Source organism: Maribacter algicola (assembly GCF_003933245.1).
Lineage (GTDB): Bacteria > Bacteroidota > Bacteroidia > Flavobacteriales > Flavobacteriaceae > Maribacter > Maribacter algicola.
In genome coordinates, this window is record NZ_QUSX01000001.1 from 782,576 (window position 1) to 799,879 (window position 17,304).

The window sequence follows — 17,304 nt, forward strand, 5'->3', positions numbered from 1 at the left end:
ACCGATTCTCATTTTAAATTTCTACAATTTCATTATCCATAAAATCTTTTGAATAATGTAGATGGGGTATTTACTTTATATCGACATTTTGAAACTATAATTTTAACCTTCTATTTTCATCCTGCACCTTCAGGGTTTTATTTCTCTGCGTGTTAACTTTCATCCTAAATTTTTTAAATTATAGTTGCTTGACCCATATATTCCTGAATTGAAGTCTATTGATATGGTCCTGTAACTTGATTTTTATTCCCTCATCAGGATTTTCGTTTGGCAGAAGAAGCTGGTTATGAATCAATTTCCCATTTAGCCTTACAGTTAATGAAAAAAAGATTTTGTCGTCTGAATTTTCGTCCGCATGTATTTCTACGTCATACGTCTGCCATTGAAGTGGTGGAGCGGCAGCATTTACCATCGGAGGAAATCTTTTGTATATTGCCCCACATTCGTTCCAATACCCATTACTTCCGAAACTATTTAAGATTTGCACTTCCCCTATAGGAAGAAAAAAAAGCCCGCTGTTCCCCAATCCTTGTCCTGATTTACCTGGTTCAACCGGGTATCTGAACTCCATATGGAACTGAAGTGGCACTGAATAAGAATCGACTGTTTCAATGTCGCCTCCATTTAAGTTTTTCTTTCCATCTTGTGATTGCCAAAATTTAGAACGTGTTTCAAGCTCCCCGTTCGTGGTAATACTCCAAGTGATAGGTTTACCATCTGCGTGCTGCCACTTTTGGGAGTTGCTCCCATCAAATAGCATAATGGCATCTGCAGGTGGTTTCAAATTAAGGGTGGGAGAGGTAAGTTGCGATTTATACAGTTTAAAGGTTGTTTTTTTATTGTACAAGAGCGCAGTCCCCGAACATATCCCTTCTGAAAAACTTATCTCCCATCCATTTTCATCAATAATGATTTTATCCTTGTTAAGGGTAATTGTTTCGAATTCAGCATAAGGCTCTGCACGGGTCATCAAATCGGGTAAAATTCTAATTTTATACTTAGTAGAGTCCAGTAGAATTACCTCAGCAGTTAATTTTGGTATTATTTTTTCATATCCCATAGAAGGGTTTTCCCAATGGCCAATCCAATGTCCCATCAAAGGATACTTTTGAGAAGTGTCGAACAAATCCTGACTACAAACCTTAAACTGGATTGTATTTAAAAGAAAAAGCAAGAGTATAACATGGACATATTTCATAATTCCTTTTTATTATATTTTAAAAGTTTGCCTTGACGTTCCTGAAATACAATAATATTGAAGGGTGCCAAGTCAATTGTTTTCTGAATTTGCTCTGTGTTCATGAGAGAACAGGCCGTTGAAAAAGCATCGGAAAATGCAGCCGACTCACATTGCACCCAAGTTGGCACGATTGATTCATTTGCCCTCATGGCGTTGTTCGGCCTCTTAATGTGCTGTGTATTTTTGCGATCTCCCGAGCCACTTATGGCAACATTGGTCAGTTCAAGTTGATGGTGATGGGAATGGGAAATTTTCAGGTCCCAACTCGGTAAGGATTTATTTCTCACTAGTATCGTACTATTTCCGGCACTTACATAATAGTCCGCTAGCTCCCAATACTCAAAAATATCAGTCAAACAATCCAAAGAATACCCTTTGCCAATCCCCCCCAGATCGAAAGAACGTCCTTTTTCAAGACAACTGATGGCCCCATCCTTTTCGTGCAATAAATAAGCTCCCAGCCCCAGTTGTAGCTCTTCATCGAATCTCCCCGCCTGAACACTGAAATAACCATAGGTTAACTGATGTGCTTGTGTAGCTTTATTCAAGCAATCAAAAGTATAAGGGTCTAAAATATGATGGTCTCCAGGCTCTAAATGATTGATGTTCGAAATATCGCTTGATGGGACGAATCGACTAAGCCTATCCTCTATGTACTCCACTCTTTCGATTACTTCTACTGAGAGGGTTTTAGCCTGATCAAATGGAAGGCAATCTTTAGGCACACGAATCTCGAATTCGGTATTCATGGCTTCAAAACAAAAAGAATGTACTTCTCTCACAAATTAAGAAACTACATATTCGCTTTCATTAACGCTTACGATTGCTTGGTTGTTTCTAAGAGCTTCTGCAATCTTAAAAACGGGTAGTTCACATCGATATGCTTCGGCCGCATCACAATTAAGGGATTCATTGCCCATGATTGCCTCAGTAAAGTTTAACATATGAGCCGTAAATGCGTTATACTTTTCTTTCACATTAATTTTATACGTAATCTGGGGTGCTGTCTCATCAACATAGGTACGGTTCAATTTTTCTTGGTCCGCCATATTTTTCAATGTGTTATTGGATACCAGACTATCCCATAATTGTTGGTCAGCAGAATCTTCTTTGTAAAGGGTTACTTTGTTGCTATTTAAACTTAACACAACTGCTCCTTTATCACCTATAATTCTTTCCGTTACACCTAAAGCACTTGAATTTGCAATTACCTCGTAAAATGCTCGGGCTGGTCCTTGCGGTGTTTCATAGTCAAATATTACAAATACATTATCTTCATGATCTGTATATGAAAGCGGATAATAGTCCCGCGAACCGGCAATCATAATGCGATGAGGGTTTGCTTTAAAAAACCAACTGTAAATATCAATTTGATGGGCCCCAAGATCAGCGATGATACCGTTACTTACACTTTTAAAACATCGCCAATTTGCATATTCATCATAAGAGCCATAACCATATTGAGCCAATTTGGCATCATCTATTTCTTGTTTCTTCCATGCCCTTCTACTATATCTTGAATTGTTCCATTGCCCAACGGCGTTGGTCAACCTTCCAAATAGTTTATTCTCATGGGCCATTTTAAGGGCTTCAAGATAATTTGTAGTGGACCTTCTTTGATGTCCAATTTGTAGTTTCATGCCCGTCTCATTCATTACCCTGACCATTTCCTTAGCTTCCTCCTGATTAAAGGCCATGGTCTTTTCACAATAGACATGAACTCCTTTTTTCATACAATGTATAGATTGACGGGCATGCCACATATCTGGTGTATTTATAATTACAGCATCCAGATTTTCTTTATCAATCATTTCCTCATAGTCCTCATAAACTCGAATGTCGTGTTTCTTACCCATGACTTCCTTGGCTTTTGCCCTGTTGACTGGGTTTATATCACATACCGCCTTGAACTTAATATGTGTTAGAGGGGCACATATACTATAAGCATGACCTCCCTTACCGCCGAAACCAATGATTCCAAAATTTAAATCATTTAAGGAAGAATTTACAAGCGGATTCTGGGAAAAAATACTGGGAGCGCCAAATGCCAAACCCATGCTGGCCACTCCGGTTTTTTGAATAAACTGTCTTCTTGAGTTGCTCTTATTTGATTCCATGTACTTAGTTTTATAATTACTTATGTCTATTGTTTAAATCTGAATACGCAAAAAACATATATGAGAATAGTTGTTTTTAAGACTATAGCATCAAACCAATCTATGTTTTCCTTTTTCCTATTTCAAATCACTTTTTTATCATTCGGGCTGATGCTCAACAGAAATCACTTCTTTTGGAAACTCGTGAATGTTTCGAATTTTAATGTTTCGATAATAAATTTCAGCGCCTTCTGATTGTATTTGAATGTGACCACTTTCAAGTGGTATTTGATTACGTTTAATTTGAGTGATATGCATAACTAAATGACCATTTACTAAATGAAACGCTTCATCGCCAACTGCATAAATCTCCATGGTATTCCACTCCCCGTTAGGTTTTTCAAAATTCCCTTTTTTAACAATCCTTCCACTGTGCATACCATCCACCCCCGTTGGATCCCATGTATTTCCACTATGGTCTTTATTGCTGATTGTTTTTGCATAGGCAGTTGGATTACCATCTGCACCGCCAAGCAGGTAAACATCACCGCAATCGCCTTCTTGAACCTGTGATTCTACGGATGCCTTCCAAGCATTTGCAAAGGCACCATGATTTCCGAAGCAATGATATAGAACACCACTGTCTCTTAATTTATCCAGACGAGGTGGCCATTTCTTTTCACCCCACTTGAACTCAAGGGAAAGATGGTAGTTGCCAAATTCCTCTTTGGTGGAAACACATCCGAAAATTTCTCCAGTAATAGCTAAAATGAGCTGACCATCTTGCTCAATCGTACTAATAACGTTTTTTGGGTCATTGTTCAATCCCAAGGGCGAACGTTTAAAATTATCCGATTGAAAGGTTCCCTCAGGAAGATTTTTTACGGAAGTATGTGGAATACCCATAAATTTCTCCCAGTGCGTTAGGTCTTTATCCAACAGAATTTTCCAATCATTTTTAACACTACTGTTCATTTCGCCTTGACAGAATGTGTTTGTGGACATTAGAATCATGCTCATTACCATTACAGACAAAATGTATTTTTTTGTAACCATCTGGTTATATTTCTTTTCAAGTCTACTTACTATCAATCCAATAAAATTTCAACCTATAGGTTTGTATTATATATATAGGACATTTTAAAAACCCCGTTTTCAGCCACAATTTTAAACAGACTCGAATTAACAGTATACCAATCCGTTTCAAACTTCTGACAGATTCATCCTATAAGGGCCAATGAACAACTATTTCCCTTGCAAGAGATTCCTGATTATTTCAAACACTATATTTTGGACTCAAAAAAGTAACTTCCAGACCCTATTTCGTATACCTTGTATCCATCTTTCTCTTCAATAAATTTTATAGTCTCCAAGTCAATGCCTTCTCCGTTTTCCATGACCGGTGTATCTCCTACTGAGGGCACATAAATGATTGCATTGGTGTTTACTGGCACTTCAACCTTCATTGAAAAAGATGTCCCCTCTATTGACCATGAAGAAATGATTTTACCGTTTATGGACCCATATTCACCTTTAACATGGGATAAGGAACGATTTCCCAAATCGGGCTTTATGATGATATTATTGAAACCCGCACCTTTGGTTTCAATACCGGCCATTTGAGCAAAAAGAAACTGGGAAAACGCTCCAAAGGCATAGTGGTTAAAAGAATTCATTTTAGCATTCATTTCTCCATTAAAACCAGCTTCCGGCGTGTAGCTATTCCAGCGTTCCCAAATGGTCGTGGCCCCATTCTTGACCTGAAAACCCCAACTTGGATAATCCTTTTTCAACAAAATCTGATACGCTAAATCTCCACGTCCCACAGCTGATAACGCGGGCAACAATTGACGAATGCCCAAAATACCGGATGAGGGGAGGTTGTCGTTTTCTGCAAGAAGATCTACTAAGTGTTTTTTAGCTTTAACTTTTAGCGTATCGGGCAGTATATCAAAATAAATTGCAGTTGCATAGGCCGATTGGGTATGGCCCGTAAACCCTTTTTCACCTTCGAAATAACCTTTCCCATCACCATAAGCATCTTCACTTATGGTAAACTTTCCTTCAACGTCCATATAATGATCAATAAAAGCCGATATGGATTTATCATACACTTCTTTGTAGTATGCCGCCTTCTCATTCTTGCCAATCGCAGTGCTCATCTCGGCCATTATTTTTAATGCATATTGATAATACATCGAGGCCATGATGTCATGCGCCAGATTTTTATCGGTCATGGATAACCAATCTCCAAATCCTCCTTTAGGATTTACTTCTGTCCAAGAATTCTCTGGATAGAAGTAATCCGTTTCACCACTTTTTTCGATATGGTAATCCATAAACCTGGTCATAGACGCATAATGATCTTCAACAATTTTAGTGTCGTTATAAAATTTAAAGGTATTGTACGGTACCATTACACCTGCTTCCATCCACCCAGGAGAATACCAGACCAATGCTGGATAAGGTCTAGGTGCAAATGTGGAATACGCTCCAAAATCGTACTGTGCATCGCGCACATCTGCAAACCACTTGGCATTGAATGCCCCAAGGGTTGCATTGTAAAGGGCCGATCTTGAAAATATCTGTACGTCACCCAACCAACCCAAACGTTCGTCGCGCTGTGGACTATCTGTAGGGACCTCCATAAAGTTGGAGCGCTGCGTCCATATCACATTCTCAAACATACGGTTCAATGTTTCGTCTGAAGAATTGAATTCACTGACCATGGGAATGGATGAACCAAAAGCGATTCCGGTAACTGTATTTTTATCAGGCTTACCCTTTAATCCAGTAACCTCTACATACTGAAATCCATGATAGGTAAATTTAGGTTCCCATTCTTCTGTACCCTCTCCTTTGAGAATATATGTATCCGTTGCCCTGGCAAAACGGAGATTTTCCGTCATCAAGTTTCCATCATCATGAAGCCGTTCACCATAACGGATTACAATGGTATCGTTTTTATTTCCAGATACCTTTAATTTGGCATGCCCAGCAAAATTCTGTCCCAAATTAAAAATATAGACACCTTCATTTGGCTCCGTAATTTCTATGGGCTCCAGTTGGTCATACACTTGGATGCTATTTCCTGGATAGGCTTCCAATGCAGCTTCGGTACCTTCATGTAAATATACATTGGCCCAACTTTGGTCATCATAATCGGCAGTATCCCATCCATCAAATTCCAAATTGGCATTGTACCCGGTCCCCATCAAAAGATCTGCATAACGCAGAGGGCCTTCATTTGCTTTCCAACTTTCGTCCGAAATGATTGTTTCTTTTTTCCCATCTTCATATTCGACTTCCAATTGACAGAATAATGCTGGATGCAGACCATATAGCTCACGGTTTCTAGGATTGGACAATTCTTTGGGGCCTACATACCCTGCATACCAGCCATCACCTAAAATGGCGCCCATTGCATTGGTACCTTGTACTAAATCTTCACTGATATCATAGGTCTTATAATAGATTCGTTTGTCATAGTCTGACCATCCGGGGGTCAGTAGGTCATTGCCGATTTTTTCACCATTCAAGGACATCTCAAAAACTCCTAAGGAGGTTACATAAAGCGTAGCCCTTTTGACCTCTCCTTCTACAGAAAATGATTTTCGCAAATAAGGTGGGGCAGGTAGGTGAAGTGGATCTTTTGGGTCGTTGTCCTTGGTTTTAAACCCAATCCATTTGGCCTTCCAATCTTCCTCGTTCAACAGCCCCATTGTCCAAAAACCTACCTCACTCCAATCGGATACGGAATCATCTTCATCCCAAACCCTAATTTTAAAATAACAACTTTGGCCCGATTGCAATGGGCTTCCGGCATATGTAATATGAGTATTTTGGCTGGAAATTGTTTTATCTGTATCCCACAAAAGACTGCTTTCTTCGTCCAAGCCTTCTTTTGAATCAGCCACCTTTATTTGATATGCCGATTGCTTTTTGTTTCGACCCTCGGAAGACATTACCCAACTTATTCTGGGCGCCAAATCATCGATTCCTAAAGGATTTTTAAAGTAGTTAATGGATACCTTTTCTATCTGTATCCCTGTCTTGTCTGTACCTTTATTTTTACAAGAAACAAGAAGTATAAGAGAAAAAATAAAAAAAAATGTGTTCTTCATAAAGCGGTGATTTGGCATTTTTGACAACTTTGATGCGGTTTTTTGACTAAAAATATCCTACCTCAAATACATCAAATCCAATAGAAATAAATAAGACTTGATTTAGTTGAACGTAGTTAAGTTCTACTTTAATTTCATTTCAAGTATAAGGCTGCAACTTTCTAAATGTATCCTGTACTTCCCTGCGCCCGTTAATTTGGACAAATATTTTGAGACATCAGCAATACACGGGATAAAGTGAAGGCTTCAATTATTGCTGATGATAAAATATGGGCTGGCAGTATGTTCACTAAAAATACCTGGGTATAGGTGTACGAGCCCATCGTTTTCAATTGTCGTGAAATAAACTAGAAGGTCATAATCTGCACTAAACTCCTTTTTTGGTATCTGGGCAACATAATTTTGTCCATCCCATTCCATTTTCAATTGCTTAAATGGTCCCAGAGTCATATCTGCCAATCTGTAATGGACTTTTGGATGTTGATCAGAGGGGTATTTCCTTGAGGATTTCAACGTCAGGTTTAGGTCTTCTTTTCCCAACCCTGTATTTTTAGGAACAACAGCTTCCAGATCTGCCTTAACTGGATCCTCCGAAAACTTGAATTTATCCCAATGACTCAACTTCTCTCCATAGGCTTGGTCACCAAGAATCCCTTCCAAATCAATAATATCCTTTTCAATTTCGACAAGTCTATCATGCCATGTGCCATTGTCATGCAAGAATTTCGGGTTTGGATGATACAGAGTTTCTGTCAAGGCCAAAATGGTTTTCCAATTCTTTAAGACTTTGTGCATTCGATCAAGACTTGAAACCAAATATCCTTTATTGTGTGTTTTTTCAAAGAAAACATAATCTGTTGCGGCCCTTGTTTTATTGGAGTGATACGCTGCCAAGGCAGCGGTAATTTTCAAATCCACTTCATTGGCCATATATTCCTTTTTAAAAGATTGTGGAATATCAGCTTTTTTTACCGCTTCCAAGTTATCTAAAATGTCATTTGCCAAGTATTCATAAAACGCTGCCAATTGCACCATTCCGATCTTGGGTTGAACATTTTTATCCAAAACGTCAATCACATAGGGCTCTATGCCATAAAAAAGTCCTGGGTCCCCTGGCTCTGCAGATTGGTAAGTTCTTTCTCGGTGAAAGGGGTTTGCATTGTTCTTACTAAAAAGTGCTCCGCCACTTTCCATTTCTGCCCAATTGTAGTTTGCAGGGTGTACGGTCAGATGTGACGAAGTAATTAATGGCAATACCTTTCCCGCAGAACTGTAGGCATTCAGGATGTTGTTGAAAGCGGCTCCATAATGCTCTCTGAATACCCTTTCCCACACTTGCCGATCTGTTTCGAAGGAATACCCTAATCTTCCAAACAATAGATAATAGGCCCAATAGCGCTGATCTTCCCATTGGTAATAAGTTAAAGCTTTATTTTTAATTATATCCCATGTATTCTGTTTTCTAGCCATAGGCGGGGTGACCTGAAAACCTCTACTATCCCCAAAATTGGTCGATTGTGAAAATCTTTTGACATAGTCAGGGTCTGCCCAAGTGAAAATTCTGGTAGTACCTATGCCCCAAAGTCTATAAATAAAATCATAATTACGAGAATGGTTAAGAAAATCCGCATAACCGTACCGCTGACGTTTGTCAATATTGTTCAGCATTGACAATTCTGCTTGGCGCATTTGTGTTGGATGGAAAGGTAGGCCGACACCTTCCCATGTGTATTTGCTGGTTACGTTCAAATCCATTCCTGTTTCGAAAACCCAATCCCGTATTTGTGGGGTAAGCCCTTTGGCCCTTAAATCCAAAGTGAGCTTCCCTTGTCGTTCTTTGTAAACATCTCCGATTCCCGTAATAATCTTTTTCCAAAAAAGTTCCGCCGTTTCCCCAAAACCGCCAACACCAGATTCATAGTTTACCCTTAATTGAATTCCATCTATCTCGGGAGCTTTTCTTAAAAGCTCTCGCATACCATCTGCACAGTATTGGGTATAGGCATCTGAATTCTCAGGTAGTCCAACAACTAATTCCGCACTCCTTCCATGTCCCCACATTCCAAAAATAAATTCAATACCATGCGAGTGGCATAGCTCCCCAATACGCCTCAGTTGATTAAGATAGTCCTCTGGGGAATTATCTAGTTTTTTTTGGGGTCGCACACCTTCAAAACCTTCCACATCAACAAGGTAGGGATAAACAGGTATCATAAAATCTTCATTCTTACCTTCATTATAACCTGTAATCAGAGTAAATCTATTGAAGCGATTAATCGCTAATTGATTTATATAATACTTCCAATAGGCTTCAGAGAAGAACCAAGAATCGTCATTTTCATCAGTCAAAAACTTGTCCACACCCCGAATGGAGTTTTTTGGGAATTCAATGTTGTCTTTAATCCTATTTAATACTTCAACCCCTTCATACTTTATTTGCTCGGCGACTTCGGTAAGGGCATACATTAAACCTTTTTCATCTGTTCCACCAATAATAAGCGCTTTACGATCATCTATCTCGCGCCAAAGGTAAAAGACCCCTTCCGGTTGACCTTCCCTCAAAAGAGGTTCATCTGATACAAGACTGTACAAAGCCCTATTTTGCAAAGTACCCAAAATAAGATAGACCGGCTCATTGGTTTGCGTCCAATGGTTTATTTGTTCAATGGTAGATCCAGAGTTCTGAACAGCATCAAAAAAAGCTCTTTTTCCTACTGCCATAGCATGTTCAGCATCATTTGAAATGCCCGTTCGGTCCACAATTGTAACTTTATTGGTTTTAAGTTTAGATTGTTCAACCAAGTTTTGGGCTGATAGTGAAAATGTCAAAGCAAGCAACAAATAAACTTTTAGGAATACATCAGTTCTAAGTTTTGAGATGAATTGTATCATTTCCTGATTAAATTCTGATTTTAATTTTATCATGGCTTATGGTGCTATATGTCAAAGATTCATTTAAGCGTTGTTCCTTCCCTTGGGACATAAAGCCCAATCAATAACATAGAAAGGATTTTAGAAATATTTGTGACTTAAAACTCATTGTTATATTATCAAAAGAAATAGGCAAAAAAGAATTAAAATATTATTCATGTATCCTTTAGTTGGGTGTTGAATTAAAATAAGATACCTATTGGGTAAATCTTTTGGAAAACTCGCTAAAGGACGATTTGACCCATTACGACGATATTGGTTCCAACCCTAACTTTAGAGTTTATTTACCCTAATTACGCTGGTTCAATTTAAGTTTCATGCTGTTTAAATGTATCCTGTACTTCCACGTATGCTCATTTTGGTCATAACTTTACAATACCAGTATTGTGCAGGATGAAGAAAATTGGATTAGTCCTTTTATTACCACCATAATAAGGCGCGACAGTGCTGTTGGCCACTAAATCTGACATAAAAATGTACAAGAAAAGTGAACCTCTTCTTTTATTGCTATTAATCCTATTTTGTTGGACCTCCCTAGGTCAAGAATCCACAAGGCCCAACATTATACTAATCCTAGCAGATGATCTGGGTTACAGTGACCTTGGCTGTTACGGCAGTGAAATAAAAACACCTCATCTTGACAATTTGGCGGCCAATGGAGTCAGGCTGGCCAACATGAATAATGCTGGTATGTGTGTTATTTCGAGAAGTTCAATCCTAACAGGAAAATGGTGGCCAGAAACGGGTTATGGCATTAAAAAAGGAGAAAATTTGGCCGAAATGCTTAAAAAAAGGAATTATCACACCGGAATCATTGGCAAATGGCATTTGGATGGAAATCCAATGGAAAAGGGTTTTGACTATTTTTTTGGTTTTCTTGGAGGTTATTCAAGCTATTTTGAGGGAAGCCCAGATTATAGATTGAATCATGAGCCTTTTAGCGATTTTGGGGAGAATTTTTACAGTACCGATGCATTTTCAGAGCATGCGGCCAGCTTTATAAAACAGAGTTCTCAACTAAAGGACAAACCTTTTTTCCTTTATCTGAGTTATCAGTCACCACACAATCCCCTTCAGGCTCCAAAAGAAGAAATCATGAAGTATAGGGGACAATATCTTAAGGGCTGGGAGAGCATCCGTGACGCTCGAATTAGAAAACAAAAGCATTTGGGCATTGTTGAAAAGCAAGTTCCTTTGCCTGGTTACCCAAAAAACCTACCGCTTTGGGAAACATTGTCCCCCGACCAAAAAGACTTGGAAGACCTAAGAATGTCGGTGTTTGCTGCCATGGTGGAACATATGGATTCAGGTATTGGGAAAGTCATCAGGGTCTTGGAAGAAACTGGCGTTCTCGACAATACATTGGTACTATTTTTAAGCGACAATGGGACCGATTCTTTCTCGGTCATGGATAATGAGATGCTCAAAAGAAACCTTTTGCCAGGCGATGTCGGTTCCAATTACCAGCCCGGCACTGGATGGGCATACGCAAGTGTGGCCCCAAACCGCCTCTATAAAATCAGCCAGCACAATGGAGGTATAAAAACCGGTGCCATTGCCTTTTGGCCTAAAGGCATTTTAAAGACCAACAGGACCAATCAACAACCGCTTCATGTGGTCGATATAGCCCCTACCCTCCTTGAATTGGCAACCCAAGAGGAACCAAAAAGAGATAAGGAGAACAAGGATTTTTCCGGTCAATCTTTTATTAATATCCTAGAAAACAAGTCTTGGCAAAGAAACGAACCTATGTTCTTTCAATTTATGGATAACCGCGCCATAAGGACCAACAACTGGGGGCTGGTAGAAGTTGATGGGAATGGATGGGAGTTATACGATTTAAAAAAAGACCCTTTGGAAACCCATGACCTTGCCAGTAAACATCCAGACATGGTCCAAAAATTGGAGAAAAAGTGGATGTCTTGGTGGAAACGAACAAGCAACAACGATGATTATAGGCCAGAGAGCACACATGAAAGTCTGCATTACAAACCACAAGGAGATCGAGGCTCTGGTGAACCTTATGTGCCATCTGCCATGCCCCGCTCTTTAAAGCAAAAATATCCAATCGATAAAAATTAACTGTTGGCTGTGCAGATTTAATCAAAAACCTTCCGAAAAAATAGAAAAAACATGCCCGAAAAACTCAACTTTAGAAACCTTTGTTACGCAGCAACTGCACTGTGCACATTCCTATTATCATTTTCGTGCAAGAAGGGTCCTAATCCCACAAAAGATCAAAAACCAAATATAATATTCCTTCTTACCGATGATCAACGTTGGGATGCTTTGGGAGCAAGTGGAAACCACATCATCCAAACCCCGAATATAGACGCTTTGGCCCAAGATGGAGTACATATGGAAAATGCTTATGTCACCACCTCTATTTGCGCTGTAAGCAGAGCAAGTATTTTGAGCGGCCAATACTCTTTGATGCATGGCATACAGGATTTTAACACCAGTTTTTCGCAAGAAGCCTTAAATCAGACTTATCCGTTGTTGTTGAAACAAAATGGATACAAGATTGGGTTTATTGGCAAGTACGGTGTAGGAAATCCTAAAGACCAGCCAAAAGAGTCCTTTGATTTTTGGGCAGTCGAAGAGAAACATCAACCCAACTATGAAAACAAAGACGAAAAAGGCAATTATCTGCACCACACCCAAATGGTCGCCAATCATATAAACAGTTTTTTAAATTCAACAAAGGGTGAAGAACCGTTTTGTTTGTCGGTAAGCTTTAAGGCGCCACATGCTGAGGATGGGGACCCAAGACAGTTTATTCCAGACCCGAAGTTTGATAGTCTATATAATGACATAACAATAAAAAAACCGGAAACGGCCCAAAGCAAGTATTGGGAATCTTTTCCAGATTTTTTTCGAACTGAAAAAAACATTGCCCGAATACGTTGGAAATTGAGATTTGAAACCGAAGAAAAGTATCAAGAAAGTGTAAAAAACTATTATCGCTTAATCAGTGGGGTTGACAAGGTAGTTGGAGATTTGAGGGCGAAACTTGAGCAAATGGGAATTGCAGATAATACCATTGTGATTTTCACAAGCGATAATGGTATGTATTTGGGCGAGCATGGACTTGCCGGAAAATGGTATGGTCATCAGGAATCAATCCGAATCCCCATGATTTTTTATGATCCAAGAAACAACATGGATATTCTTAGAAAGCACATTAAAGATATTGTGCTCAATATTGACATTGCACCAACTATTCTTGGTTTTGCTGGCGTTCAGGTCCCTAAGCAAATGCAAGGTCTAGACCTTACCAGTGATAATTTTGATTCGTCTGAAAGAAGTACTTTTTTTTATGAACACAGTGTGTTTCAGAGCCCTGAACTGCCCAATGTTGAAGGCGTTGTCAGCAAGGGTTTTTCGTATATGAATTTTACTGAACATAACTATGAGACCTTGTATGATTTAAAACTTGATCCGTTCGAGACAAAAAATCTGATCGAGGATCCAAACTACAAAACCATTTTAACAGAACAGCGTAGAATTTATACCAGATTAAAAGACGAGGCCAAACAAACAACCCTTGATTATGAAAGAAAATAGAAGCAAATATCAATTAGCATTACCCATACTTTGTGTACTGTTACTGTTATTCACTTCATGCGAAGTTACAAATGAACAACCGTCTTTAAATTTCACAAAGCTTCAAGAAGATTTTTCACAGCCAACGGATGACAATACCCTATGGTGCTATTGGTATTGGATAGGTGACGATATTTCAAAAGAAGGCATCACAAAAGACTTGGAAGCTATGAAAAAAGCGGGTATTGGGGCCGCATTGATTGGAAATATCAATCCAGATGAAGAGGACGGTAAAGTGCCCATGTTGAGTGAGGATTGGTGGGGACATATGGTCCATGCCGTAAACGAGGGCAAACGTCTTGGTGTCGACATAGGTGCATTTAACTGTCCAGGGTGGAGCCAATCAGGCGGGCCGTGGGTAAAACCGGAAATGGCCATGCGCTACATGACCTTTTCTGAAGCCAAAGTGAAAGGAGGTAAAGAAGTGAAGGTAAAGCTGGCCAAACCCACCTCAGAGTTCCAAGACACTTATGTACTTGCATTTCCTTCAATTGCATCCGAGGTGAAAACGCTTTCCAACAGTAATGCAAAAATCAATGTTACTCCAGCTATCAAAAATGTAGATAAACTCATAGACAGGGATACCACAACGGTGGCCGGATTTTTAAAATCGGTTGAAAACTATCAAGTCGATATTACTGCCAACGAAGCTTTTGTTGCAAGAAGTCTTCGACTTATACCCTCAACTGATGAGTTTAAGGCCAAGTGCGAGGTATATGCAAATACGGACGGGACTTATACCAAAATCAAGTCTTTTGATATAGACAGAAGTAAATTGACTCCCAATGTGGGGCCAGATAGATATGCTCCAATATTGGTTGCACTGCCCGAAACACAAGCCAAGGAATTTCGAATAAAATTTAAGGCCGAGGGCAACGTATTCCAATCCAATACCTACCCAAACGCCAAAATAGAAGCTTGGAACCTATCCGAAATAGTATTCTCGGAGGCTGTGGGACTTGAGGCCTATTCTGAGAAAAGTTTGGGCAAAATGCATCCAACACCATTTCCATCATGGGATAGTTATTTGTGGGAACAGCAAGAAGCCATTGATAAAAGCTCCCTAAAAATAGCCAAAGACCAAGTTATCAATGTCACTGATAAAATGGAGGCCGATGGAACACTTTCTTGGAATGCACCTGAAGGGGAATGGACCATTCAACGCTTTGGAATGACACCTACCGGAACCAAGAATGCTCCTTCTGCACCACAAGGGAAAGGTTATGAAATTGATAAAATGAGCGAAGAACTTGTGCGCTTTCATTTTGAACAATTCATAGGCAAGTTCATTGACAAGATTCCTGAAGAAAACAAAAGTGCCTTTAAATATGTCATAGCAGATAGTTATGAAATGGGCTCACAGAACTGGACCGATAATTTCGAGGAAACCTTTGAGAGTACCTATGGTTATGACCCACTTCCTTTTTTACCGGTTTACACAGGCAAAATCGTTCACAGTCTTGAGGACTCTGAACGTTTTCTTTGGGATGTAAGACGGCTGGTTGCTGATAAAGTAGCCTATGAATATGTTGGAGGGTTAAGAAAGGTAAGCCAAGAGAACAACTTGAAACTATGGCTTGAAAACTACGGTCATTGGGGCTTTCCTTCAGAATTTTTAATGTACGGTGGGCAATCCAGCTTGGTTTCTGGAGAGTTTTGGAATGAGGGGACATTAGGAAATATTGAGTGCAAGGCGGCGTCTTCAGCTGCCCATATTTACGGAAAGCCAATGGTATCGGCCGAAGCTTTTACAGCTGCACACAGAAGTTATGTAAGACATCCGGCGTTATTGAAGAAAAGGGGGGATTGGTCCTATACCGAAGGGATCAATCATTTTGTATTGCATCTTTACATACACCAACCCGATGATGCAAGGGTTCCGGGTGTCAATGCCTGGTTCAGCACAGAATTCAACAGGCACAATACTTGGTTCGAAAAATCCAAGGCCTATTTTGATTACCTGCGCCGATGCCAGCATTTGCTGCAACAAGGCAACTATGCCGCGGATATCTGTTACTTCATTGGAGAGAACACTCCTTTGATGACAGGCCCCACAAACCCGAAAATTCCTAAAGGATATTCCCATGATTTTATCAATGCCGAAGTCATTTTAAATGATATGAAAGTTGAAAATGGAGACTTGGTATTGTCCAACGGGATGCGATATAAAATGATGGTTTTGCCCTCACTTAATACCATGCGGCCCGAACTGCTCGAAAAAATAGAATCACTTATTCGTAAAGGAGGCAAAGTCTACGGCAGTCATCCGGAAAAATCACCAAGCCTACAGAATTATCCAGAATCGGATAATACGGTTGAAAATTTGGCGCAAAAAATGTGGCAAGATGCCTCAAGCAAAATACAAACGTATGGCGATGGCACCATTTTGCAGAACATGGCTTTGGATTCTGCCCTGACCCATCTAAAAATTCCAAAAGATGTGGATTTAAATGCGGATGTGCCCGTGCTATGGACCCATAGAAGCCTACCTGGAATGGATATTTACTTTTTGACCAATCAGGGTGATGAAAAACTGGAGTTTGCACCTTCTTTTAGGGTTAAAGGATTAAAACCACAGTTGTGGGATGCCATGACAGGTACAATAAGGCATCTAAGTGAATACACTCAAACAAAAAACCATACCAAAGTGCCATTGGTCCTGCAGCCTGGACAAAGTTGGTTTGTTGTTTTCACCAGTAAAGAAAATAACGCTGTAGCCGATGCTTACCAAACCAACTTTCCAAAAAACAAAGTTGTTCAGGAACTCAATACCAATTGGGAACTAAATTTTTCAGATAAAACCATTGGACCAGAAGAAACAATTCAATTGGATAATCTAATGGATTGGACCCAAAGCGAAAATCCTAAAGTAAAATACTACTCGGGCACCGCTACCTATTCTACTACGTTTGAGATAAACAAGGAAGAAAAAACCGAATACCTATTGGATTTAGGTCAGCTTGGTGTGATGGCTTCCATAAAACTCAATGGAACTGAAATAGGCACTTCTTGGATGCCTCCACATGTCTTAAAACTTGGCGATGTACTCCAAGAAGGAGAAAATCAACTAGAAGTTGAAGTTGTAAATGTCTGGCGCAATAGGTTAACCGGCGATGCCCAACTGCCCGACCAGGAAAAAAGCACATGGGTCACAGATGATTGGATTACTGAAGATGAAGCTCTGATACCTTCTGGCCTCATGGGACCAGTGACCATAAAAAGACTGGTAGAGTAGAAAAATTAACATCCAAAATTTTAATCACAGCATGGGACAGGATGGATCAATTCTGTCCCATCAGTATTTTTA

9 protein-coding genes are annotated in these 17,304 nt (G+C 39.6%); 3 read left to right on the forward strand and 6 right to left on the reverse strand.

The genetic code is table 11. The annotated features are described in order from the left end of the window. Positions 1 to 178 precede the first annotated feature (178 nt). From DZC72_RS03245 to DZC72_RS03270, 6 genes are all read right to left on the reverse strand, one after another. Positions 179 to 1,096 carry a 3-keto-disaccharide hydrolase gene (locus DZC72_RS03245; RefSeq protein WP_165869262.1) on the reverse strand — a complete coding sequence of 306 codons (918 nt, stop codon included), beginning with the start codon at positions 1,094 to 1,096 and terminating at the stop codon, positions 179 to 181. A gap of 98 nt (positions 1,097 to 1,194) precedes the next feature. Further along, complete coding sequence (locus tag DZC72_RS03250) at positions 1,195 to 1,989, reverse strand: FAD:protein FMN transferase (protein ID WP_262707260.1); 795 nt, start codon at positions 1,987 to 1,989, stop codon at positions 1,195 to 1,197. 36 nt (positions 1,990 to 2,025) lie between these two features. Then, positions 2,026 to 3,357 (reverse strand): Gfo/Idh/MocA family oxidoreductase, encoded by a 1,332-nt coding sequence (locus DZC72_RS03255; protein WP_125221453.1) that lies wholly within the window; start codon positions 3,355 to 3,357, stop codon positions 2,026 to 2,028. Between the two features lie 138 nt (positions 3,358 to 3,495). Then, complete coding sequence (locus tag DZC72_RS03260) at positions 3,496 to 4,428, reverse strand: 3-keto-disaccharide hydrolase (RefSeq protein WP_125221454.1); 933 nt, start codon at positions 4,426 to 4,428, stop codon at positions 3,496 to 3,498. Between the two features lie 191 nt (positions 4,429 to 4,619). Then, positions 4,620 to 7,460, reverse strand: a complete 2,841-nt coding sequence (locus DZC72_RS03265; protein ID WP_165869264.1) for an alpha-L-rhamnosidase — start codon at positions 7,458 to 7,460, stop codon at positions 4,620 to 4,622. A gap of 246 nt (positions 7,461 to 7,706) precedes the next feature. Then, positions 7,707 to 10,352, reverse strand: coding sequence for a hypothetical protein (locus tag DZC72_RS03270; protein WP_165869265.1), 2,646 nt, complete (start codon positions 10,350 to 10,352; stop codon positions 7,707 to 7,709). Positions 10,353 to 10,865: 513 nt separating this feature from the next. On the opposite strand from DZC72_RS03270, the gene DZC72_RS03275 reads away from it, so the two are divergent. The 3 genes from DZC72_RS03275 to DZC72_RS03285 are packed head-to-tail and all read left to right on the forward strand — an operon-like array spanning position 10,866 to position 17,232. Beyond that, on the forward strand, positions 10,866 to 12,473 hold the full coding sequence (locus DZC72_RS03275) for an arylsulfatase (protein WP_125221457.1): 1,608 nt from the start codon (positions 10,866 to 10,868) through the stop codon (positions 12,471 to 12,473). A gap of 51 nt (positions 12,474 to 12,524) precedes the next feature. Next, positions 12,525 to 13,958, forward strand: a complete 1,434-nt coding sequence (locus tag DZC72_RS03280; RefSeq protein ID WP_125221458.1) for a sulfatase family protein — start codon at positions 12,525 to 12,527, stop codon at positions 13,956 to 13,958. Then, positions 13,945 to 17,232 carry a glycosyl hydrolase gene (locus DZC72_RS03285; RefSeq protein WP_125221459.1) on the forward strand — a complete coding sequence of 1,096 codons (3,288 nt, stop codon included), beginning with the start codon at positions 13,945 to 13,947 and terminating at the stop codon, positions 17,230 to 17,232. Before DZC72_RS03280 ends, DZC72_RS03285 begins: the two co-directional genes overlap by 14 nt. The last annotated feature ends 72 nt before the right edge of the window (positions 17,233 to 17,304 follow it).

What these genes read in the sequence shown, in the direction of transcription:
- DZC72_RS03245 (WP_165869262.1), bottom strand. Translation starts at nt 1,096, where the DNA reads ATGGGACATTGGATTGGCCATTGGGAAAACCCTTCTATGGGATATGAA.
- DZC72_RS03250 (WP_262707260.1), bottom strand. Translation starts at nt 1,989, where the DNA reads ATGAATACCGAATTCGAGATTCGTGTGCCTAAAGATTGCCTTCCATTT.
- DZC72_RS03255 (WP_125221453.1), bottom strand. Translation starts at nt 3,357, where the DNA reads ATGGAATCAAATAAGAGCAACTCAAGAAGACAGTTTATTCAAAAAACC.
- DZC72_RS03265 (WP_165869264.1), bottom strand. Translation starts at nt 7,460, where the DNA reads ATGAAGAACACATTTTTTTTTATTTTTTCTCTTATACTTCTTGTTTCT.
- DZC72_RS03270 (WP_165869265.1), bottom strand. Translation starts at nt 10,352, where the DNA reads ATGATACAATTCATCTCAAAACTTAGAACTGATGTATTCCTAAAAGTT.
- DZC72_RS03275 (WP_125221457.1), top strand. Translation starts at nt 10,866, where the DNA reads ATGTACAAGAAAAGTGAACCTCTTCTTTTATTGCTATTAATCCTATTT.
- DZC72_RS03280 (WP_125221458.1), top strand. Translation starts at nt 12,525, where the DNA reads ATGCCCGAAAAACTCAACTTTAGAAACCTTTGTTACGCAGCAACTGCA.
- DZC72_RS03285 (WP_125221459.1), top strand. Translation starts at nt 13,945, where the DNA reads ATGAAAGAAAATAGAAGCAAATATCAATTAGCATTACCCATACTTTGT.